The sequence below is a fragment of the Paenibacillus sp. RUD330 genome (genome assembly GCF_002243345.2).
Taxonomy (GTDB): domain Bacteria; phylum Bacillota; class Bacilli; order Paenibacillales; family Paenibacillaceae; genus Paenibacillus_O.
The window spans coordinates 3027014-3048203 of the sequence record NZ_CP022655.2 but is presented as its reverse complement, the minus strand read 5'-3'; the positions used below and the strand labels follow the sequence as shown (position 1 = coordinate 3048203).

The window sequence follows — 21190 nt, the reverse complement described above, 5'->3', positions numbered from 1 at the left end:
CGCTAGAGAAAGGCAGATCCCGACTATGAAGATACGTTTGATCGTCATGACGATCGCGGCCATGCTGCTGGTGCTCAGCCTTTATACGCTCAAGGACGAGCTGCCCGGCAGGTCAAGCGAAACGTTCAGCAGCGCCACCATCCGCCAGGGCTCATCGGGCAAGGATGTCGTGGAGCTTCAAGGACGTCTCCGATATCTAGGCTATTACGAGGGCAAGATCGACGGAAGCTTCGGACCGAAGACGAAAAACTCCGTCACCTGGTTCCAATGGAAGTTCGGCATGAAATCCGACGGAGTCGTCGGAGCGAAGACGAAGCTCAAGCTATGGGAAGCGACGAAAAACTGGAAGCCGACGGCAGCCGATTTTCCGGGCGGTGAATCCGGCGCTGCCGCTGGCGGCAATGCCGGGAACACCGGCAATGCCGGCAATTCCGGCAACGGTTCCGGCGGAGACATCGGCAAGTCGAACAAGCTCAACCTGTCGGCCAACGACATCAAAATCATGGCCAATGCCGTATACGGTGAATCCCGCGGCGAGCCTTATGAAGGCCAAGTCGCCGTCGCCGCGGTCATCCTGAACCGTCTCAAGTCGCCCGAATTCCCGAACTCGATATCCGGCGTCATCTTCCAGAGCCTCGCTTTCACCGCTGTCGCGGACGGCCAGATCTGGCTGACGCCGAACGAACGGGCCAAGCAGGCGGTTGAGGACGCCATCAACGGCTGGGATCCTTCGGACGGCTGCCTCTATTACTTCAATCCGGAAACCGCCACCTCCAAATGGATCTGGTCGCGCCAGCAAGTGAAGACGATCGGCAAGCATATTTTCTGCATGTAAGCGAAAGCTCGGAAGCAGCCGGCCAGGGCAAGCCTGACCCCGGTTGCTTCTTCTGTTTAGGCTGAGATAGAATGGAATGGCATACAATATGGAATAGATTACCTATCGCCAACATGGCGCGGAAAGGGGTTCGGATATGGCGTTTCAGCAAGGGAGCCACGGCCGCATCCGGCTGCATGTGCTGCCGACCAAAAGGTTCAAAACCTTCGCCGTCTCTTTATTCGCGGGCATTCCGCTGCAAGAGTCCACCGTCACGGCGACCGCGCTCGCTCCGTTCGTGCTGCGGCGCGGCACGGCCTCGCATCCGGAGACGATCCAGTTCCGGGAGCAGCTGGACAACTTGTACGGCGCCGGCTTCGGCTTCGATATTTACAAGCGGGGCAATTCCCAGATCGTCCAGTTCCGGATGGATGTCATCAACGACCGCTTCGTCGCCGCGGAGCAGTCGCTGCTCGCCGCTTCGATGAAGCTGCTCGGAGAAGCCGTCACTCAGCCGGCACTGGACCATGGAGCCTTCCGGAGCAAGTACGTCGACAGCGAGAAGGTCACGCTCACCAAAAAGCTGGAGAGCATCATCAATGATAAAATCCGCTATGCGGCGGAACGCTGCATGGAAATCATGTGCGCCAACGAGCCCTATCGGCTGCATGCCCTCGGGCGCATCGCCGATGTGGGAGCCATCACCCCGCAATCGCTGTACGATTCGTACCGCCGCTGGCTGGAGACCGCCGTTTTCGACCTCTATGTCGTCGGCGATACGACGCTTGAGGAAGTGAAGGAGCTCGCGTCGGCATCGTTCAAGCTTCCGGATACGGCTCCCTCGAAGTACGGAAGCCCGGATATCCGCTTCCCGCAAGAAGGGGTGAAGAATGTCGTCGAAAGGCTGGAGGTGGCCCAAGGAAAGCTGAATCTCGGCTTGCGCACGGGAGTCGCCTACGGCGATGACGACTATGCCGCCGCATTGATGTACAACGGCATTCTGGGCGGCTACCCGCATTCCAAGCTGTTCATGAATGTAAGGGAAAAAGAAAGCCTGGCTTATTACGCATCCTCGAGGCTGGACGGCCATAAAGGGCTGTGCACGATCCAGTCCGGCATTGAAATCGCCAACTACGACAAAGCGGTCGCCATCATCCAGGAGCAGCTGGAGAGCATGAAGCGCGGCGAGCTGTCGGAGCTGGAGATCAGCCAGACCAAAGCGATGCTGACGAATTCCTTGCGGGAGCTCCAGGACTCCGCCTACGAGATGATCGCCTACGATTTCAACAGCGTCCTGTCCGGCAAGGAAAGGTCGGCCGGCGAGCTGCTTGAGGACGTGCGCGCCGTGACGCCCGAAGACATCGTGAGGGTTGCGGAAGGCGTCAAGCTGGATACGATCTACTTCCTGCGCGACAAGAAGGAGGCCTGACAACATGCAGAAGCTCAGTTATCCCGGCGTCGAAGAAACGCTTTATCACGAACAGCTGCCGAACGGGCTGCAGGTTTACGTGCTGCCCAAGGAAGGGTTCCAGAAGACGTACGCGACCTTTTCGACCCGCTACGGCTCGGTAGACAATCATTTCGGCATCGGCGACGGACCGCTTGCCCGCGTTCCGGATGGAATCGCCCATTTTCTAGAGCACAAAATGTTCGAGGAGCCGGCCGGAGACATTTTCGCGACTTTCGCCTCGCAGGGCGCTTCCGCGAATGCGTTCACGAGCTTCGACCGGACGGTCTACCTGTTCTCGGCGACAGAGCAGATCGAGGCCAACCTGACGACGCTGATCAACTTCGTCCAGAATCCGTACTTCACGGACCAGAACGTCGACAAGGAAAAAGGAATCATCGCGCAGGAAATCAATATGTACAGCGACAATCCGGACTGGCGGGTCTACTACGGCCTGATCGAGGCGCTGTATCAGGTGCATCCGGTCCATATCGACATCGCCGGAACGGTGGAATCGATCTACAAGATCGACAAGGAAATGCTTTACCGCTGCTACGAGACCTTCTACCACCCTTCCAACATGCTGCTGTTCATCGTCGGCGGCGTCGATGCGGAGAAGGTATTCGAGCTGGTGCGGTCCAACCAGGCCGCCAAGACGTATGAGCCTCTCGGCGAAATCAAGCGCTTCTTCGATCCCGAGCCGCAAGGCGTGAATACGCCGCGCAAAGAGATCCGGCTGCAGGTCTCGCTGCCGAAGTGCCTGTTCGGCTTTAAGGAGAAGACCAACGGCCTCGACAGCGCTGCGCTGCTGCGCCGGGACGTCACGACCAAGCTGATGCTGGAAACGATTCTGGGCTCCAGCTCCCCGACCTATCAGCAGCTGTACGACGATAATCTCATCTCCGATTCGTTCGGATACGAATACAACTGCAGCACCGATTACGGCTTCTCCATCATCGGGGGCGATACCAAGGACCCGGATGCTCTCGTCGCGAGAGTCAAGGAAGCGGTGGCGTCCATGCAGCAGAGCGGGCTTGATGCCGAAGCTTTCGAGAGAACGAAGCGCAAGCGGATCGGGAGCTACCTGAGAATGCTCAATTCCCCCGAGTCGATCGCAGGCGAATTCACCCGGTACAAATTCCGCGGACAGGATCTGTTCGAACTGCTGCCGGCTTACGAGAGCATCACGCTCGACGAAGCCGACGCCCGGCTGAGAGAGCATTTCGACTTCGGCCAGCTGGCCGTGTCCGTCGTGCTGCCTCCGGCGGAAGCATGAAAAGCCTGCAGGAGATGACCGTCCTCATCACCGGGGGAAGCCGGGGCATAGGCGCCGCCATCGCGCGGCGCTTTTCCGCGGAAGGGATGAATGTGGTCATCCATTATTTGAATTCGCATGAGCGCGCCAATGAAACGGCCCGGGAATGCATCGCTCTCGGCGGCGGCAGGGTCATGACGGTCTCCGCCGACATGCGATCCAGGGAAAGCTTGGCCAGAATGAAGGAGAAGCTGGAAGCGGCAGGGCTGCTTCCGGATATTCTCGTCAACAACGCGGGCATTTCGCATTACGGCATGCTGGCGGATCTCACCGAGCAGGAATGGGACGACGTGACCGCGGTCAATCTCAAGGGATTGTTTCTCTGCACGCAGCTGTTCATGGCTCCGATGGTCAGCGCGCGCTGGGGGAGGATCATCAACGTTTCCTCCGTATGGGGCATCTCCGGCGCATCCTGCGAGGTGCTGTATTCCGCGACCAAAGGAGGGGTCAACGCCTTCACGAAGTCGCTCGCCAAGGAGCTGGCGCCGTCGGGAGTGACGGTCAACGCAGTCGCTCCGGGAGCGGTCGACACGGAAATGAACAGCCATCTCGATCAAGGCGAGCTTCAGGCGCTCGAAGAGGAAATTCCGGCCGGAAGGCTGGCCCATCCGGACGAGATCGCTTCGCTGGTCTACTTCCTTTCCTTGCCGGAATCATCCTACATAACCGGACAGGTCATCAGTCCGAACGGCGGCTGGATCACATGAGTGGTCCGGCCGCAACTTTTTTCCAGCCCTGGTCGTCGTATAGGGAAGATGGCCTCCGCACACAATAGGGTCGTTGATGATTTCTTTCTCTATTCGACCAAGGAGGCGACGAAGCATGTCTACTGTACTTTCGAGCTTTGAAGGATGGAAGGAATTTCTGTCCGACCGCGTGGAGCAGGGCAAAAAGATGGGGCTTACCGAGGAGACTCTCGGCAACCTCGCTTATGAGATCGGATCTTTCCTCGATGAGAAGGTCGATCCGAAAAACGAAGAGCAGCGCGTGCTGAAGGAGATCTGGGACGTCGGAGACGAGGAAGAGCGCAAGACGATTGCCCGCCTCATGGTGAAGCTGGTCAATCACGGTTAATCATCGACTTTTGGCGGAGAGCTCCCATTCGGGGGCTTTTCTACTTGGCTGTGGACACCAAGTTTCCGCCGTCGAAAAATCGTCGGCATGATCATTGCGGTTTTTTGCCGAATCATGTAGAATGTAGGCTTATAATGAAGGGCATAAAGACAGCTCATTCCCCCAGGACGGTGTGATTAATGGAATCCAAACAGTGGTATATGGAGTACAAAATACATAAGAACCGGCCTGGCCTGCTTGGGGATATCGCCTCCCTGCTCGGCATGCTCAACGTCAACATCATTACGATCAACGGGGTGGAGGACCGCACCCGCGGCATGCTGCTCCAGACCAACGACGACGAGAAGATCGAGATTCTCGGCAAGATGCTTGCCAAGGTCGAGAACATCACCGTCAACAAGCTGCGTCCTCCGAGCCTGGTGGATCGGCTCGCGGTGCGTCACGGACGTTATATCGAACGGGATTCGGATGATCGAAAAACCTTCCGCTTCACGCGGGACGAGCTCGGGCTGCTGGTCGATTTCCTCGGCGAGATCTTCAAGCGGGACGGCAACCAGGTCATCGGGCTGCGCGGCATGCCGCGGGTCGGCAAGACGGAATCCATCATCGCCGGCAGCGTCTGCTCCAACAAGCGCTGGACGTTCGTTTCCTCCACGCTGCTCCGCCAGACGGTCCGCAGCCAGCTGTCGACCGAGGAAATGAATCCCGACAACATCTTCATCATCGACGGCATCGTCAGCACGATCCGCTCCAACGAGCGCCATCACGCCCTTCTCCAGGAAATCATGGAGATGCCTTCGACCAAGGTCATCGAGCATCCGGACATCTTTATCCGCGAATCCAATTATGATTACAGCACTTTTACGACGATTATCGAGCTTCGCAATACGCCGGACGAAGAAATCTCCTATGATTCCTTCACCGTCAATTATAACGATTTTTAATTTGAGAGGAGGCATGGCCAACCATGTCTGAATTGGGCCAAACCCTGCGCACGGCAAGGGAAGAAATGGGACTCTCCCTGGACCAGGTGCAGGAGATGACCAAAATCCGCAAGCATTACCTGACGGCGATCGAGGAAGGCAATTACGCCGCGCTTCCAGGCAGCTTTTATGCCCGTGCATTCGTCAAGAACTACGCGGAGGCGGTCGGCCTCAACGCCGACGAGCTTCTGAACTACTACAAGAACGAGCTTCCCGCGGCTCCGGCGGCCTCGGCTGTAGAGCCGGCTGCCGCCCCGCAGCCGCCGCGCAAGGCATCGACTTCGCGGGCGACCTCCGAACGGGTCGGCAAGCTGGGATTTTCCGTGCTGATGTGGGCTTTTCTGGCGCTGATCGTCGTCTTGATCTGGATTTTCGTCATTAAGCCGGATCGGCAAACGCCGACCGCAGACGAAACGCCGATCACGACGAATACGCCCGGCCCCGGACAATCGCCGTCTCCGGGAGACGCTGCCGGAGGGGCGAGCCCGACGCCTAGCCTGACTCCGTCGCCGACGCCGACCCCGACTCCGGAAGGGGCTGTCACGTTCGACCGCAAGTCGGGCAAGATCGATTACTACAAGACCAACGGAGCCGTCACCATTGAACTGAGCTTTACCGGCACCGCATGGATCGAGGTCCGCAAAGGCGGTCCCAAAGGCGAGTTCCTGTACAACAAGGCGGCCGAAGCCGGCGATACTCTGTCCGTACCGGTGGATGACGTCATTTACCTCAATACCGGACGCGCGGACAATACCGAGATTACGGTCGGCGGCCAGCTGATCGACGACGGAGACCGTCCAAGCTCGAAGAAGATCCAGTTTGAGCCGGCATCCGGAGCGGATGCGTCATCCGGGAGCGGCGATGCCGATTCGGCCGGAACAGCCGACGGCGCGAGCGGCTCCGATTCCGAGAACAGCCACTAGCACACGACAAGGCATCCCTTTGCGGGATGTCTTTTGTATTTCGCGGTTGGAAATGAGGGCGGAACGGAAAGATAGAAGGATGAACGGAAGCCGGTGATGCTGTCCGTGCTCGGTGCAAAAGGGAAGCTGGCCCAGGACCGCAGGCTTATTGCTTGGGAATCCGGCGGCGGCCCCGCCGGTTATACTTTCGCAGCCGGATGTTTTATAATAAGAGGAATGCCATGTAAGGAGGATTTGCCATGAGTTCCGAAAATTCGTTTGATATCGTATCGAAGGTCGATCTGCAGGAGCTGAACAACGCGATTGTCCAAGCGGAGAAGGAAATCGAGAACCGCTTTGATTTTAAAGGAAGCAAGAGCAGCATCAAGCTCGAGAAAGAAGAGCTGGTCGTCCAGTCGGACGACGAGTACAAGCTCAAGAGCGTCATCGACATTCTCCAGACCAAGATGATCAAGCGGAACGTCCCGATCAAGAATATGGACTTCGGCAAGATCGAAGCCGCCTCGCTCGGCACCGTGCGCCAGCGCATCAAGCTGAAGCAGGGGATCGGCCAGGACGACGCCAAGAAGATCAATATCCTTATCCGCGACTCCAAGCTGAAAGTGAAGAGCCAGATCCAGGGAGACCAGCTGCGCGTGACCGGCAAGAGCCGCGACGACCTGCAGGCTGTCATGGCGTTGCTACGCGGCGCGAACCTCGAGCTGGACCTGCAGTACACGAATTTCCGGTAACAATTTTGACAGCGGGTTTTCGGTTCGTTTATACTTTTATCGTATAGGAACCGGCTATGTCCGTTCTTTTGAGAATGGCCTCCCGGGTAGCGTACATACTTTAGGTTAGAGTTTTGTCAGGGAGGGGAACCCGCGTGAATTTGGCCAACAAGATCACGCTTGCGCGTATTTTTCTCGTGCCTGTAATCATGTTCTTTTTGCTGATCCGTCTTGATCTGGGATCCTTTAAGTTCGGGGACTATCAAATTACGTACACGCAGATGATCGCCACGCTGATATTCATTATCGCGGCCAGCACGGATGGCCTGGACGGATATTTGGCCCGCAAGAACAAGATGGTGACCAATCTGGGCAAGCTGCTCGATCCGCTCGCCGACAAGCTGCTCGTCGCAGCCGTGCTTATTTCGCTGGTCGAGATGGACAAGCTGAGCGCTTTGTTCGCCATCGTCATCATCAGCCGCGAATTCGCCGTGACCGGCCTTCGGCAGATCGCTCTGCTGGAAGGCTCCGTACTCGCCGCAAGCACTTGGGGCAAGTGGAAGACAGGCGTCCAGATCGCCATGATCATTGTGCTGCTGCTCAACAACTTCCCGGGTGCATTCCTGGACCTGCCTCTGGATCTGATCCTGAGCTGGGCTGCCGCATTGATTACGGTATGGTCGGGCATCGACTACTTCATCAAAAACCGCAATCTTATCCCGGTTGAATAACCGGCTGGACAAGGCCATCGATCCCCGCCGGGATCGGGGGCCTTTCTTGTACGCTGGAGGATGGCGCCGCCGGCTCCATTCTTCATTTTGCCTTGGAACGCTTGACCGGCATCGAGGAGCCTGTGCATGGACTACGCTCCCGCCGATTGTCTCGCCGTCATGAGCCTCTTGCTGCGACAAACCCAATCCTGGAGGAGAAATGCCATCATGAAAGCCGAAATCATTGCGGTCGGAACGGAACTGCTGCTTGGCCAAATCGTCAACACCAACGCGCGCTATTTGTCCCAAGGGCTGGCAGCCCTCGGCATCGACGTGTTTTTCCAGACGGTCGTCGGCGACAACGCCTCCCGGCTGAAAGAAGCCATCTCAATCGCTGCTTCCCGGGCCGATCTGCTCGTCTTCACGGGAGGCCTAGGGCCGACGATGGACGATCTCACCAAGGACGTGCTTGCCGGCATGCTCGGGCGCAAGCTGGTGATCCACGAGCCTTCCCTGGCGAGAATGGAAGCCTTCTTCGCGAGCCGCGGCGCCCATATGGTGGAGAGCAACCTCAGGCAGGCGAACTCGATCGAAGGAAGCGCCGCGCTGGACAACGAAGCGGGACTCGCCGTCGGCAACGCCCTTGAACAGGACGGCATCCGCTATATTCTGCTCCCCGGACCGCCGATGGAGATGAAACCGATGTTCGAGGGGCCCGCGACAAGCTGGATCCTTCAGGAATACGGCCGTGGAGCGACGCTTCACTCCCGCATCCTCCGATTTGCCGGCATCGGCGAATCCAAGCTGGAGCATGAGCTGATCGATCTCATCGAAGCGCAGACCGATCCGACGATCGCTCCTTACGCCAAGGAGGGAGAGGTGACGATCCGCCTGTCGTCCAAATCGCCGGATGAAGCGGAAGCTCTGAAGCGGATCGACGATATGGCCGCGACGATCCAGTCGAGGGTCGGCAGCTATCTGTATGCGCAGGAGGACATCCCGCTGGAGGAAGCGGTCCTGCGGCTTCTGCGCGACCGCCGGCACAGGCTGAGCAGCGCCGAGAGCTGCACCGGCGGGCTGCTCGCCGAGCTGATCACCTCGAGGCCCGGCAGCAGCGGAGAGTTCCTGGGAGGCGTCGTCACGTACACCAATGTGCTCAAGCATCGGCTGCTCGGCATTCCGATGGAGATGCTGGAGGGCGCGGGAGCGCCGGGGGCGGTAAGCGAGGCGACGGCAGCCTTGATGGCCCAGCGGGTGTCCGAGACGACCGGCAGCGACTGGGGCGTATCCATAACGGGCGTAGCGGGTCCAGGAGAGTCCGAGGGCAAGCCGGTCGGACTTGTCTACATCGGCATCTCGCGCAAGGGCATGGAGGCTTCCGTATACACGCTGCAAGCCGGCGGCAGCCGGGAAATGGTGCGGATGCGGGCGGCCAAGCACGCCTTGTACCGGCTGTGGACATTGCTGAAGGAATCCTGAGCCGCGGATTTCGGAGCAACGCGCCCGGCGGCAGCCGGTCCGGCTCCGGCTGCATTCCATGTGCTCTTTTCTCGGCATCGGGAATGGTCTACAATGGAGACAGTTAACGGAAGAACCGTAGCTTGCATGCGCAGCTGCGGTTCTTTTTCGTCCGGATGCCGCAGCGGATACGGAGGTGGCGCCGCGGACAAGAAAAGCGAATGTATGTTCGAAAAAAAGCTTGGCAAAGTGATGCAAACAGGCTATAATAGAACTATAAAATGATGAATGAAGGATGTGGATCTCTTGTCAGATCGCCGCGCAGCTTTAGATATGGCTCTCCGCCAGATTGAGAAACAATTCGGAAAAGGCTCCATTATGAAACTAGGCGAGTCCACGCATATGACCGTAGAGACGGTTTCCAGCGGTTCCCTCGCATTAGATATCGCACTCGGCATCGGCGGATTCCCGCGAGGCCGCGTCATCGAAGTATACGGTCCGGAATCCTCCGGCAAGACGACGGTCGCTCTCCACGCGATCGCGGAAGTGCAGCGCACGGGCGGCCAAGCCGCCTTCATCGATGCGGAGCATGCGCTTGATCCGCTTTATGCGAGCAAGCTCGGCGTCAACATCGACGAGCTGCTGCTGTCGCAGCCGGATACCGGCGAGCAGGCTCTCGAGATCGCCGAGGCGCTCGTGCGCAGCGGCGCGGTAGACGTCATCGTCATCGACTCCGTCGCCGCTCTCGTGCCGAAGGCCGAGATCGAAGGCGAGATGGGCGATTCCCACGTCGGCCTTCAGGCGCGCCTCATGTCGCAGGCGCTGCGCAAGCTGTCCGGCGCCATCAGCAAGTCGAAGACGATCGCGATCTTCATCAACCAGCTTCGGGAGAAGGTCGGCGTCATGTTCGGCAATCCGGAGACGACTCCCGGCGGCCGCGCCCTGAAGTTCTACTCCAGCGTTCGTCTCGACGTGCGCCGCATCGAGAGCATCAAGCAAGGCAACGACGTCGTGGGCAACCGCACACGGATCAAAGTCGTGAAGAACAAGGTGGCGCCTCCGTTCAAGCAGGCGGAGATCGACATCATGTACGGAGAAGGCATTTCCCGTCAAGGCAGCATCATCGACATCGGCGTCGAGATGGACATCGTCAACAAAAGCGGCGCTTGGTTCAGCTACAACGGCGACCGTCTTGGTCAAGGCCGCGAGAATGCCAAGCAGTTTCTCAAGGACAACCCTGCCGTAGCGGATACGATCGATACCAAAATTCGCGAGGCGCATAACCTCAACGCTGCCGCCGAGCGGGCAGCCGCGGGTATCAATCCTCCTGTAGAGGAAGACGAGCTGGACGAGCTGGAGCTGGACGTTTAAGCCGTCCTGCAAGCATTCCAGGAGTTCTTGCACGGAATAGACCGGCCTGACAGGGAAGCACCTCTGAATCGTTCAGAGGTGCTTTTTTGCTCAAGCTATCCGATCGTGGATAGGAAGGAGGCACTATGCAGGACAGCAGCGAGAAAGTCGTGACCAAGGTAGAGCCTGACTCCCGCAAACGTTCCTATTACTGGATCTGCCTGGACGGGAATGAGGAGCCGGAGTTTTCCGTCCATGAGGATATACTCGTCAAGTATAGGCTGCTCAAAGGGAGCGTTCTCAGCAGCGAGGAGCTGGAGGGAATCCAATCGGAGGGAGACCGGTATAAGGCTTATGCCTCAGCTCTGTATTATGCCGGATTCAAAATGAGGACGGCCAAGGAAATGGCGGACTATCTGAAGCGCAAGGAATACACGGAGCCGGATATCCGCTATGCGGTCGAACGGCTGCAGCAGGAGAAGGTCATCGATGACCGCGATTATGCGAGAATGTACGCCGCCCAGAAGGTGAAGAGCAGCCAGAAGGGGCGCCGGCTGATCCGTCAGGAGCTGGAGCAGCGCGGGGTGTCGAAGCTGACCGCCGGCGAGACGATCGAAGCGCTCGATGTCGGAGCCGAACGGGATGCGGCATTCAAGGCCGCGGCCAAGAAATGGCGGAGCCTAAAAGGCGAGGATCGCGATAAGCGGCTGAAGCTGACAGGATTTTTGCTGCGCCGCGGTTTCCAGGGCGATCTGGTCCGGGAGGCCGTGCGGCATGTGTCGGAAGGGGAGGAGCTGGAGACCGAAGGGCTCTGGCTTGACAATTGAAATTGCGTAAAGCTACATTAATAGTGCATCCGCGAGTGAAAGGGATGTATTTCCTTTCGTAAATGGGTTCAAGATTATTAGTCTCCATTCTACAGTCTTAGACACGGTTTGGAACCGAATCGCAACAACTGAATATCATTCCCGGCTTTTTTTCAGCCTTGGTGAATGCAACGAGGAGGTGAACAAGATGAGCCCCGTTATTTGGTGGATCTTGATCGTTCTCGTTGTTGGCGCGATTACCTTTGGGATTGGTTACTTCGTCCGAAAGTCGATCGCCGAGGCTAAGATTTCCAGTGCAGAGCAGGCTGCCGTCCAAATCGTCGAGCAGGCGAAGAAGGAAGCGGATGCCCTGAAGAAGGAAACCGTGCTGGAAGCGAAAGACGAAATCCATAAACTCCGTTCTGAAGCGGACAAAGACATTCGGGAGAGACGCAACGAGAATCAGCGTCTCGAAAGACGGCTGCTGCAAAAAGAGGAGTCACTGGATAAAAAACTAGAAGCACTCGAACGCAAAGAAGAATTGGTAGCCAACAAGGAGAAACGAATCGAAGAAACACAGGATCAGATCGACTCCATCTACAGGCAGCAACAGAGCGAGCTCGAACGGATCTCCGGCCTGACCACGGAGGATGCCAAGACCATCATCTTCACCAACGTGGAGCAGGAAGTCCGCCACGAAACTGCTCAGATGATCAAGGAAATCGAGCAGCAGGCGAAGGAAGAGGCGGACAAGAAGGCGCGCGACATCATTTCGCTGGCTATCCAGCGCTGCGCCGCCGATCATGTGGCGGAGACGACCGTATCCGTCGTCACGCTGCCGAACGAAGAAATGAAGGGCCGGATCATCGGCCGGGAAGGCCGCAACATCCGCGCACTGGAAACTTTGACGGGTATCGATCTTATCATCGACGATACGCCGGAAGCGGTCATCTTGTCCGGCTTCGATCCTATCCGGCGTGAAATCGCCCGCACCGCACTTGAGAAGCTCGTTGCGGACGGACGTATTCACCCGGCTCGAATTGAAGAGATGGTGGAGAAATCCCGCCGCGAGGTGGACGAGCGGATCCGCGAGTATGGGGAGCAGGCTACTTTCGAAGTGGGCGTGCACGCCATCCACCCGGATCTCATCAAGATTCTCGGCCGCCTGAAGTACCGGACGAGCTACGGCCAGAACGTGCTCAAGCACTCCATGGAAGTCGCGTATCTGACCGGGCTGATGGCCGCCGAGCTGGGCGAGGACATCACGCTCGCCAAGCGCGCCGGACTGCTGCATGACATCGGCAAGGCTCTGGACCATGAAGTGGAAGGCTCCCACGTCGAGATCGGCGTCGAGCTGGCCCGCAAGTACAAGGAGCATCCGGTCGTCATCAACAGCATCGCATCCCATCATGGCGACTGCGAAGCGACTTCCGTCATCGCGATGCTCGTCGGAGCGGCAGACGCCTTGTCCGCAGCACGCCCTGGCGCACGCCGCGAGACGCTGGAGACGTACATCAAGCGTCTGGAGAAGCTGGAAGCCATCTCCGAATCGTTCGACGGCGTCGAGAAATCGTACGCCATCCAAGCCGGACGCGAAGTCCGCGTCATGGTTCAGCCGGAAAAGGTCGACGATACCGAGGCGTTCCGCCTCGCCAGAGACATCACGAAAAAGATCGAAGGCGAGCTCGATTATCCGGGACATATCAAGGTCACGGTCATTCGGGAAACGCGCGCGGTCGAATACGCCAAGTAACACCGTGGATCATCCCGCTCTCCGGAGCGGGATTTTCTTTGCAATCCGAAGGAGGCAAGTCATGTTGAAAGTCATGTTCATCGGAGACATCGTCGGCAACGTCGGCCGCACGGCGCTGCGCAAGGCACTGCCCGCTCTCCGGTCCAAATACAATCCCGACATCATCATCGTGAACGGCGAGAATGCGGCGGCGGGCAGGGGAATAACGGCCGCGATCGCCAAAGAGTTTTTTGATTGGGGCGTCAACGGCATTACGATGGGCAACCACACCTGGGACAACCGGGACATCTTCGAGTGGATCGACGATGAGGAGCGGATCGTCCGTCCGGCCAACTTCTCGCCGCAATCGCCCGGCCGCGGAGCGGCCGTCATCAAGGTGAACGGCAAGAAGCTCGGCATTCTGAACTTGCAGGGCAGGACATTCCTGCCGCCGAATGACGATCCGTTCCGTGTCGCGGACGAGCAGCTGGAGCTGCTGCAAGAAGAAACGCGCTGCGTCATGGTCGACTTCCATGCGGAGGCGACATCCGAGAAAATCGCGATGGGCTGGTATCTCGACGGCAGGGCGGGTCTGGTCGTCGGCACGCATACCCATGTGCAGACGAACGACGACCGGATCCTGCCGGGCGGAACCGCCTATCTGACGGATGTAGGGATGACCGGACCGATGGACGGCATCCTCGGAATGGAGCGGAACGCCGTGCTGCACAAGTTCCTGACCGGCCTTCCGTCGAGATTTATCGTGGATGAAGGCGACTGGCATCTGCACGGACTCATCGTCCACATGGACGAAACGACCGGGCAGGCCGCGAAGCTGGAGAAAATTCGATTGACCGAGACGTCTCTAGCGATGTACTGAAAGAACGATGGCGAATCCTGGAGACGGGTATCGGAATGGAAGAAGGAATTTTTTGTCCTCTCTCGAATAGGTTATGAAAGTAGTGTAGAGCTGCAGCTACCCATCATTCCCGAGGAGGTACTTTCCATGGAAGTATTGAAAGTTTCCGCTAAGTCCAATCCAAATTCCGTCGCAGGGGCACTGGCTGGAGTTCTAAGGGAACGTGGAGCTGCTGAGCTGCAAGCGATCGGGGCTGGAGCGATCAATCAGGCGATCAAGGCCGTGGCGATCGCTCGAGGTTTCGTCGCTCCCGGCGGGGTGGACCTCATCTGCATTCCCGCCTTCACCGATATCGTCATCGACGGCGAAGACCGCACAGCCATCAAGCTGATCGTAGAGCCGCGCTGACGACCGGACAACTTATCCCATTCGACCTGTTTACGGTGTAAGCAGGTTTTTTTGCGTCCATTCAAGGTTATGGCTTCATATCATGCAAGAGCAGGAAACGGAACAGGAGGCTGCAGCGCCATGAAACACCCTGTACTCGGAGTTGCGGATCTGCATTGCGACGTGCTCAGCAAGCTGCTGAGAAACCCGGAGCTCGACGTCTGCCAAGCCGCTGGCGGCTCCGGCAGCAGGCAGCTCGATGTGACGCTTGACCGTCAGCTGGCCGCAGGCTATATGCTTCAGGCCTATGCGATTTATTTGACGGAAAGCAGGCCGAAGACATTCGACGCCGTTCTCCGCAGCATCGACCTCTTTTACGAAAAGATCGTCTCCAATGATGCCTACCGGTTCGTAGGAACCAGGCAGGAGCTTGAGCGCAGCCTTGCCGCACGCCGGATCGCCGCCGTCCTGACGCTGGAAGGAGCGGACGGGCTGGAGGGCGACTTCGCGATGCTGCGTCTTGCGCGCCGGCTGGGAGTCCGCATGCTTGGCCTGACCTGGAACTACGGGAACTGGGCAGCGGACGGAGTCATGGAAGAACGGCAAGGCGGACTCACGGAAAAAGGGCGGCAGCTCGTCCGGCATTGCAACGAGCTCGACATCATTTTGGATGTGTCGCATTTGACGGAAAAAGGGTTCTGGGAGCTGGCGGACCGGACAGAGAGGCCGTTCATCGCCTCGCATTCCAACGCGAAGTCGGTCTGCGCCCATCCGAGAAACCTGACCGACGATCAGCTTCGGGCTGTCATTGCGCTGGGGGGAAGGATCGGCATGACCTACGTGCCTTATTTCGTCAGCAGCGCGGAGCAGGTGCGGATCAGCGACATCCTTCGGCATATCGAGCATATATGCGCCTTGGGAGGAGAGAAGCACATCATGCTGGGGTCCGACTTCGACGGCATCGAGCTGTATGTGCAGGGCCTTCGGCATCCCGGCGACGTCCGCTCGCTGCGCTCCGCTCTCGTCAGCGAGTTCGGAGCGCGGCAAGCCGCGGCTTTCATGAACGGCAACGCGATTTCCTTCCTTCTGAGCGAGCTGCCGTCGGAATGAGGCATCAGGCAACTATCAGTTTCTGTTATAGGTTCCATCGGATTCCTGTATGAGAACTTTTCTCGATAATGCCTTGCATTTTTAAAGGTGGAGGCATAAAATTTATGGAGATTGTGAAAAAGGTCTCATAGCAGATGAGGAGTTGGACGCAAGTGATCAGTCAGCTGTCTTGGAAAATAGGAGGCCAGCAGGGCGAAGGCGTGGAGAGCACCGACCGGATTTTCTCCACCGCTCTCAACCGCCTCGGCTATTATTTATACGGGTACCGTCATTTCTCCTCGAGAATCAAGGGCGGACATACCAATAACAAGATCCGCATCAGCACATCCCCCATCCGGGCCATCTCGGATGATCTCGATATTCTTGTCGCGTTCGACCAGGAAAGCATCGATCTCAACGCGCCCGAGCTCCGTCCCGGCGGCGTTGTCGTGGCGGACGCGAAATTCAATCCTGCCTTGCCGGAAGGAAGCGATGCGCGGCTGTTCGCCGTGCCGATCACATCGATCGCCGAGGATCTCGGCACTTCGCTCATGAAAAACATGGTCGCTTCCGGCGCATCCTGGGCGCTGCTCGGCCTTCCGCTCGAAGTGTTCAACAAAGCGGTCGAAGAGGAATTCGGCCGCAAAGGTCCGGCGATCGTCGAGAAGAACGTCGAAGCCGTGAAGCGCGGCGCCGAATTCGTGCTGGAGCAGGCGGGAGGTCCGCTCGAGGAGTTCGCTCTCGAACCGGCCGACGGCAAGCAGAAGCTGTTCATGATCGGCAATGAAGCGATCGGCCTCGGCTCGGTTGCGGCGGGCTGCCGGCTCATGAGCGCGTATCCGATCACGCCGGCATCCGAGATCATGGAGTACCTGATCAAGAAGCTGCCTAAGTTCGGCGGCACGGTTGTCCAGACGGAGGACGAGATTGCGGCGGTGACGATGGCGATCGGGGCAAATTATGCCGGCGTGCGCACGATGACGGCATCCGCAGGCCCAGGCTTGTCCCTCATGATGGAGGCGATCGGCCTCGCCGGAATGACCGAGCAGCCGCTCGTCATCGTGGATACGCAGCGCGGAGGACCTTCGACGGGACTGCCGACGAAGCAGGAGCAATCCGACCTCAATGCGATGGTCTACGGCACGCATGGCGAGATTCCGAAGGTCGTCATCGCGCCTGCATCCATCGAGGACTGCTTCTACGACATGGTGGAGGCATTCAATATCTCGGAGGAATACCAGGTGCCGGTCATCGTCATGACGGATCTGCAGCTGTCCCTCGGCAAGCAAAGCTGCGAGCCGATCGATTATGACCGCATCGAGATCCGCCGCGGCAAGCTGCAGCGCGAGCTGCCGGAGCTGGAGCAGCATCAGCTGTTCAAGCGTTACGAGCTTACCGAGGACGGGGTTTCCCCGCGCTCGCTGCCTGGCGACAAGGGCGGCCTGCATCATGTGACCGGCGTCGAGCATGACGAGACGGGAAGGCCGTCCGAAAGCGCCGCGAACCGCAAGAGCATGATGGACAAACGTCTGGGCAAGCTGGCCTCCCTGCAGATTCCGGAGGCGATCCGCGTCGACGCTCCCCATGAGAAGCCGAGCCTGCTGATCATCGGCATGGGGTCTACGGGCGGAACGATCGATGAGGCCCGCACGCGCCTGGAGAAGGACGGCATCGCGTCCAACCATGTGCAGGTGCGCCAGATCCATCCGTTCCCGACGGATCAGCTGTCTCCTTATCTGGACCAGGCTTCTCAGGTCATCGTGCTGGAGAACAACGCAACGGCCCAGCTCGCTTCGCAGATCAAGCTGCACTGCGGCTACTCGGACAAAATTCGCAGCGTGCTCAAATACGACGGCAATCCGTTCCTTCCGTCCGAAGTGTACGAAGCATCCAAAAAGGAGTTGACCCCCGTTGGCAACATTTAAAGAGTTCCGCAACAACGTCAAGCCGAACTGGTGCCCGGGCTGCGGCGACTTCTCCATCCAGGCGGCGATCCAGCGCGCTGCCGCCAACGTCGGCCTGGAGCCGGAGCAGCTTGCCGTCATTTCCGGCATCGGCTGCTCCGGCCGGATCTCGGGCTACATCAACGCCTACGGCCTGCACGGCATCCATGGCCGGGCACTCCCGATCGCGCAAGGCGTCAAGCTGGCCAACCGCGAGCTGACGGTCATCGCCTCGGGCGGCGACGGCGACGGCTTCGCGATCGGCATGGGCCATACGGTCCATGCGATCCGCCGCAACGTCAACATGACGTATATCGTCATGGACAACCAGATCTACGGCTTGACGAAGGGGCAGACGTCGCCCCGCAGCGCCGAGGGCTTCAAGACGAAGTCGACGCCGGAAGGCTCCATCGAATCCGTGCTGTCGCCGCTCGAAATCGCTCTGTCGGCAGGCGCGACGTTCGTCGCCCAATCGTTCTCCAGCGATCTCAAGCAGCTGACCGCGCTGATCGAAGCCGGCATCAAGCATGAAGGCTTCTCGCTCATCAACGTATTCAGCCCTTGCGTAACCTTCAACAAGGTCAATACCTACGACTGGTTCAAGGAGAACATCGTCAACCTCGACGGCGAAGCCGGAGAAGGCTACGACCCGTCGAACCGCCTCGCCGCGATGACGAAGATCATGGAGACGAACGGATTGGTTACCGGCCTCGTCTACCAGGATACGAAGCGCCGCTCGTACGAGAATCTCGTCAGCGGATTTGCGGAAGAGGGTCTTGCGAACCAGGATCTGAAGCTTTCCCGCGACGAGTTCGACAAGCTCCTGAAGGACTTTGTCTAGAACGTCAGCCGGCCCGGCCGCCTTCCTTATGGGAGCAGCCGGGCTTTTTTCAGCTTTTCGAGGCTCATGAATAGGATCCGAAGCGGAAGTCCTGCACGCTCTCCCTATTGGACGTCATCTCCTGGCTGGAGGACTGGGGATGGGACGCAGGACATGCTGGCCGTCGAGTCCAAAAAGTCCGGAAAAGTTCAACCATGGCGATTCGACATGGCTTCCGCCGCTTAGTATAATGATAGGAGCGAATTCAGGCATACGCTCCTCCATGAGCCGTATGCTTTTTCGCTTGGAGCCTGCCCCTAGAGAGGCGACGGCCTGTATAGAGAGAGTCACCGGAAAGGATGAGATCCATGAACAAAACCGTACCTGTAGGCGTCTCCGCGCGCCATATCCACTTGTCTCAAGAGCATGTCGAGGCGCTGTTCGGAAAAGGCTACCAGCTCACCGAATTCAAGCCCCTGTCGCAGCCCGGCCAGTTTGCCGCGAATGAAACGGTTGCGGTCACCGGTCCCAAAGGCTCCTTCCCCAAAGTCCGCATTCTAGGGCCTGCCCGCAAGGCGACCCAGCTGGAAATTTCCCGCACGGATGCTTTCGCGACGGGAATCAAGGCTCCCGTGCGCGAGTCCGGCAACATCGGCGGCTCCGCCGGCGTTACGATCACCGGTCCCGCCGGGGAAGTGACGATCGAGGAAGGCGTCATCGTGGCGGCGCGCCACATCCACTTCCATACCGACGACGCCGAGAAATGGGGCATCCAGGACCAGCAGCAGCTGAAGGTGCGGGTAGGAGGAGAGCGCGGACTCGTGTTCGAAAACGTGATCGCCCGTGTATCTCCGAGCTTCGCGCTGGACATGCATATCGATACCGATGAAGCGAACGCAAGCGGCGCCAAGACAGGCGACACCGCCGAAATCATCGGCTAGAAGGAAGAAGCTGCGGCTGCCCGTGAGGGCAGTCGTTTTTTGTTTCCGACTTTGGTATAATGAAACCTTGGAATAACCTGCACGGGGGACCATAATTCTCTGGCCGCAAGGCGGATGAGACAGGAGCGATTGGCAATGGCAGAGCAGAGCAGCACCTCGCCTTCGATGGCGGGACTCAAGCATTCCAGCATTCACGATCACGGGCCGAATTGCCCGGTTGAAGTGTACAATACCCGGGATTTGCTCGTACGGGACGATATCATGACCAAAGCCCGCGAGCTGGCGGGATTGATTTATTCCTCGGAGGAAGTCCAGGTGTTCCGCCGCGCGGAGAAGCAGATCCAGGGCAACGACCGCGTCCAGACCCTGATGGCCGGCCTCAAGAAGAAGCAGAAGGAGCTCGTCGCGTTCGAGCAGACGTTCAAAAACGCGTCGATGGTGCAGAAGATCGAAACCGAAATGGATCAGCTGCAGGACGAGCTGGACGGAATCCCGATTGTCGGCGAATTCCAGCAAAGCCAGGCCGATATCAATTACCTGCTTCAGATGGTCGTGTCGATCATCCAGGATACGGTTGCCGACAAGATCGCCCTCGACGGCGCGAAGCCCGAGGATCCCGAAAGCTGCGACGAGTAGAAAGGAGACGATCCGATGAGGAATTTTGTCTATCATAACCCCACCAGACTGTACTTCGGGGAAGGACAGCTCCAGCAGCTGTCCAAGGAAGCGGCCCAACTGGGCTCCAACGTGCTTCTCGTGTACGGGGGAGGCAGCATCAAGAAAAGCGGCTTGTACGACGAGATCATGACCGTGCTCGGCGAAGCCGGCTGCAAGATCACCGAGCTCGCCGGCGTCGAGCCGAACCCGAGGCTGTCGACCGTCCACCGCGGCGCCGAGTTGTGCCGGACGAACGGCATCGACTGGGTGCTTGCGGCCGGCGGAGGCAGCACGCTGGATTGCGGCAAGGCCATTGCGGCCGCAGCCAAATACGACGGCAGCTTCTGGGATATCGTCAGCCGCAAGGCTCAGGTGCAGGACGCGCTGCCGCTCGGCACGGTTCTGACGCTTGCCGCCACCGGCTCGGAAATGAACAGCGGCTCCGTCATCACCAACGAGGAGACCGAGGAGAAGCATGGCTGGGGCAGCCCGCATGTGTTCCCCCGCTTCTCTGTGCTGGATCCGGCCTACACGGCGACCGCTCCCAAGGACCACACCGTATACGGCATCGTGGACATGATGTCCCATGTATTCGAGCAGTATTTCCATCACGATCCGCTCACGCCCGTTCAGGACGGCTTCTGCGAATCGGTGCTGCGCGCCGTCGTGGGAACGGCTCCCAAGCTGGTCGGAGATCTCGGGAACCTGGAGCATCGGGCTACGATCCTGTACAGCGGCACCATGGCTCTGAACGGCGTGCTCGGCATGGGAACGCTCGGAGACTGGGCGAACCATGACATGGAGCATGCCCTGTCTGCGGTTTACGACATTCCGCATGGCGGCGGGCTGGCGATTTTGTTCCCGAACTGGATGACCTATGTGCTGGACGACAACGTCGGCAGATTCCGCCAGTTCGCCGTTCAAGTGTTCGGCGTCGAGCCGGATGGCAAGAGCGACAGGGAGATCGCGGAGGAAGGCATCCGCAGGCTGCGCGGGTTCTGGACTTCCCTCGGAGCCCCGTCCAGGCTGGCCGACTACGGAATCGGCGAAGAGCGTCTGGAGGAGATGGCGGCCAAGGCGGCGCCAGGCCGCCAGATCGGCAACTTCCGCAAGCTGGACGAGCAGGATGTGCTGAATATTTACCGGTTGTCCCTTTAGGGCAGACAAAGCAA

21 protein-coding genes are annotated in these 21190 nt (G+C 58.7%); all 21 read left to right on the top strand.

The genetic code is table 11. From position 1 onward, the window contains the following. Window positions 1-25: 25 nt before the first annotated feature. Window positions 26-835 (top strand): spore cortex-lytic enzyme, encoded by an 810-nt coding sequence (gene sleB, locus CIC07_RS13775; protein ID WP_076355402.1) that lies wholly within the window; start codon window positions 26-28, stop codon window positions 833-835. 136 nt (window positions 836-971) lie between these two features. Beyond that, entirely contained in the window at window positions 972-2243 is a 1272-nt protein-coding gene (yfmF, locus tag CIC07_RS13770; protein WP_076355404.1) for an EF-P 5-aminopentanol modification-associated protein YfmF, read from the top strand. 4 nt (window positions 2244-2247) lie between these two features. Further along, window positions 2248-3537, top strand: a complete 1290-nt coding sequence (gene yfmH / locus CIC07_RS13765) for an EF-P 5-aminopentanol modification-associated protein YfmH (protein ID WP_076355406.1) — start codon at window positions 2248-2250, stop codon at window positions 3535-3537. Next, window positions 3534-4283: an elongation factor P 5-aminopentanone reductase gene (ymfI, locus tag CIC07_RS13760; protein WP_076355408.1), complete on the top strand. Its 750-nt coding sequence runs from the start codon at window positions 3534-3536 to the stop codon at window positions 4281-4283. Before yfmH ends, ymfI begins: the two co-directional genes overlap by 4 nt. Before the next feature lie 115 nt (window positions 4284-4398). Further along, the gene (locus tag CIC07_RS13755) at window positions 4399-4650 is read left to right on the top strand and encodes a DUF3243 domain-containing protein (protein ID WP_048750011.1); all 252 of its coding nucleotides are present in this window, start codon (window positions 4399-4401) and stop codon (window positions 4648-4650) included. A gap of 179 nt (window positions 4651-4829) precedes the next feature. Further along, entirely contained in the window at window positions 4830-5594 is a 765-nt protein-coding gene (locus CIC07_RS13750) for a DUF3388 domain-containing protein (RefSeq protein WP_076355410.1), read from the top strand. Between the two features lie 23 nt (window positions 5595-5617). After that, window positions 5618-6556, top strand: coding sequence for a helix-turn-helix domain-containing protein (locus CIC07_RS13745; protein ID WP_076355412.1), 939 nt, complete (start codon window positions 5618-5620; stop codon window positions 6554-6556). 239 nt (window positions 6557-6795) lie between these two features. Beyond that, on the top strand, window positions 6796-7287 hold the full coding sequence (locus CIC07_RS13740; protein WP_076355414.1) for a YajQ family cyclic di-GMP-binding protein: 492 nt from the start codon (window positions 6796-6798) through the stop codon (window positions 7285-7287). Between the two features lie 134 nt (window positions 7288-7421). Beyond that, window positions 7422-7997 carry a CDP-diacylglycerol--glycerol-3-phosphate 3-phosphatidyltransferase gene (gene pgsA / locus CIC07_RS13735; RefSeq protein WP_076355416.1) on the top strand — a complete coding sequence of 192 codons (576 nt, stop codon included), beginning with the start codon at window positions 7422-7424 and terminating at the stop codon, window positions 7995-7997. Window positions 7998-8204: 207 nt separating this feature from the next. Further along, window positions 8205-9455 carry a competence/damage-inducible protein A gene (locus CIC07_RS13730; RefSeq protein ID WP_076355418.1) on the top strand — a complete coding sequence of 417 codons (1251 nt, stop codon included), beginning with the start codon at window positions 8205-8207 and terminating at the stop codon, window positions 9453-9455. A gap of 285 nt (window positions 9456-9740) precedes the next feature. Further along, entirely contained in the window at window positions 9741-10805 is a 1065-nt protein-coding gene (gene recA / locus CIC07_RS13725; protein ID WP_076355420.1) for a recombinase RecA, read from the top strand. 125 nt (window positions 10806-10930) lie between these two features. Beyond that, window positions 10931-11611, top strand: a complete 681-nt coding sequence (locus tag CIC07_RS13720) for a RecX family transcriptional regulator (RefSeq protein WP_076355422.1) — start codon at window positions 10931-10933, stop codon at window positions 11609-11611. Window positions 11612-11798: 187 nt separating this feature from the next. Beyond that, window positions 11799-13343 (top strand): ribonuclease Y, encoded by a 1545-nt coding sequence (gene rny, locus CIC07_RS13715; protein WP_048746436.1) that lies wholly within the window; start codon window positions 11799-11801, stop codon window positions 13341-13343. 64 nt (window positions 13344-13407) lie between these two features. Further along, the gene (locus CIC07_RS13710) at window positions 13408-14202 is read left to right on the top strand and encodes a TIGR00282 family metallophosphoesterase (protein ID WP_175619184.1); all 795 of its coding nucleotides are present in this window, start codon (window positions 13408-13410) and stop codon (window positions 14200-14202) included. A 126-nt stretch (window positions 14203-14328) separates the two neighbouring features. Next, window positions 14329-14589 carry a stage V sporulation protein S gene (locus CIC07_RS13705; RefSeq protein WP_048746433.1) on the top strand — a complete coding sequence of 87 codons (261 nt, stop codon included), beginning with the start codon at window positions 14329-14331 and terminating at the stop codon, window positions 14587-14589. Between the two features lie 120 nt (window positions 14590-14709). Beyond that, a complete protein-coding gene (locus CIC07_RS13700) occupies window positions 14710-15678 on the top strand; it encodes a dipeptidase (protein WP_076355426.1) in 969 nt (322 codons plus the stop codon). 152 nt (window positions 15679-15830) lie between these two features. Further along, window positions 15831-17582 carry a 2-oxoacid:acceptor oxidoreductase subunit alpha gene (locus CIC07_RS13695; RefSeq protein ID WP_076355428.1) on the top strand — a complete coding sequence of 584 codons (1752 nt, stop codon included), beginning with the start codon at window positions 15831-15833 and terminating at the stop codon, window positions 17580-17582. Next, entirely contained in the window at window positions 17569-18441 is an 873-nt protein-coding gene (locus tag CIC07_RS13690) for a 2-oxoacid:ferredoxin oxidoreductase subunit beta (protein WP_076355430.1), read from the top strand. The genes CIC07_RS13695 and CIC07_RS13690 overlap by 14 nt, the downstream gene beginning before the upstream one ends. Window positions 18442-18788: 347 nt before the next feature. Beyond that, complete coding sequence (gene pduL / locus CIC07_RS13685) at window positions 18789-19361, top strand: phosphate propanoyltransferase (RefSeq protein ID WP_076355432.1); 573 nt, start codon at window positions 18789-18791, stop codon at window positions 19359-19361. 135 nt (window positions 19362-19496) lie between these two features. Continuing rightward, on the top strand, window positions 19497-19997 hold the full coding sequence (locus tag CIC07_RS13680; RefSeq protein WP_076355434.1) for a YlbF/YmcA family competence regulator: 501 nt from the start codon (window positions 19497-19499) through the stop codon (window positions 19995-19997). A gap of 15 nt (window positions 19998-20012) precedes the next feature. Beyond that, on the top strand, window positions 20013-21176 hold the full coding sequence (locus CIC07_RS13675; protein WP_076355439.1) for an iron-containing alcohol dehydrogenase: 1164 nt from the start codon (window positions 20013-20015) through the stop codon (window positions 21174-21176). Window positions 21177-21190 lie beyond the last annotated feature (14 nt).

Coding starts and splice junctions, on each gene's coding strand:
- CIC07_RS13705 (WP_048746433.1), top strand. CDS start 14,329: ATGGAAGTATTGAAAGTTTCCGCTAAGTCCAATCCAAATTCCGTCGCA.
- CIC07_RS13740 (WP_076355414.1), top strand. CDS start 6,796: ATGAGTTCCGAAAATTCGTTTGATATCGTATCGAAGGTCGATCTGCAG.
- CIC07_RS13755 (WP_048750011.1), top strand. CDS start 4,399: ATGTCTACTGTACTTTCGAGCTTTGAAGGATGGAAGGAATTTCTGTCC.
- rny (WP_048746436.1), top strand. CDS start 11,799: ATGAGCCCCGTTATTTGGTGGATCTTGATCGTTCTCGTTGTTGGCGCG.
- yfmF (WP_076355404.1), top strand. CDS start 972: ATGGCGTTTCAGCAAGGGAGCCACGGCCGCATCCGGCTGCATGTGCTG.
- CIC07_RS13680 (WP_076355434.1), top strand. CDS start 19,497: ATGGCAGAGCAGAGCAGCACCTCGCCTTCGATGGCGGGACTCAAGCAT.
- CIC07_RS13750 (WP_076355410.1), top strand. CDS start 4,830: ATGGAATCCAAACAGTGGTATATGGAGTACAAAATACATAAGAACCGG.
- sleB (WP_076355402.1), top strand. CDS start 26: ATGAAGATACGTTTGATCGTCATGACGATCGCGGCCATGCTGCTGGTG.
- CIC07_RS13675 (WP_076355439.1), top strand. CDS start 20,013: ATGAGGAATTTTGTCTATCATAACCCCACCAGACTGTACTTCGGGGAA.
- CIC07_RS13730 (WP_076355418.1), top strand. CDS start 8,205: ATGAAAGCCGAAATCATTGCGGTCGGAACGGAACTGCTGCTTGGCCAA.
- CIC07_RS13700 (WP_076355426.1), top strand. CDS start 14,710: ATGAAACACCCTGTACTCGGAGTTGCGGATCTGCATTGCGACGTGCTC.
- ymfI (WP_076355408.1), top strand. CDS start 3,534: ATGAAAAGCCTGCAGGAGATGACCGTCCTCATCACCGGGGGAAGCCGG.
- CIC07_RS13720 (WP_076355422.1), top strand. CDS start 10,931: ATGCAGGACAGCAGCGAGAAAGTCGTGACCAAGGTAGAGCCTGACTCC.
- pduL (WP_076355432.1), top strand. CDS start 18,789: ATGAACAAAACCGTACCTGTAGGCGTCTCCGCGCGCCATATCCACTTG.
- CIC07_RS13745 (WP_076355412.1), top strand. CDS start 5,618: ATGTCTGAATTGGGCCAAACCCTGCGCACGGCAAGGGAAGAAATGGGA.
- yfmH (WP_076355406.1), top strand. CDS start 2,248: ATGCAGAAGCTCAGTTATCCCGGCGTCGAAGAAACGCTTTATCACGAA.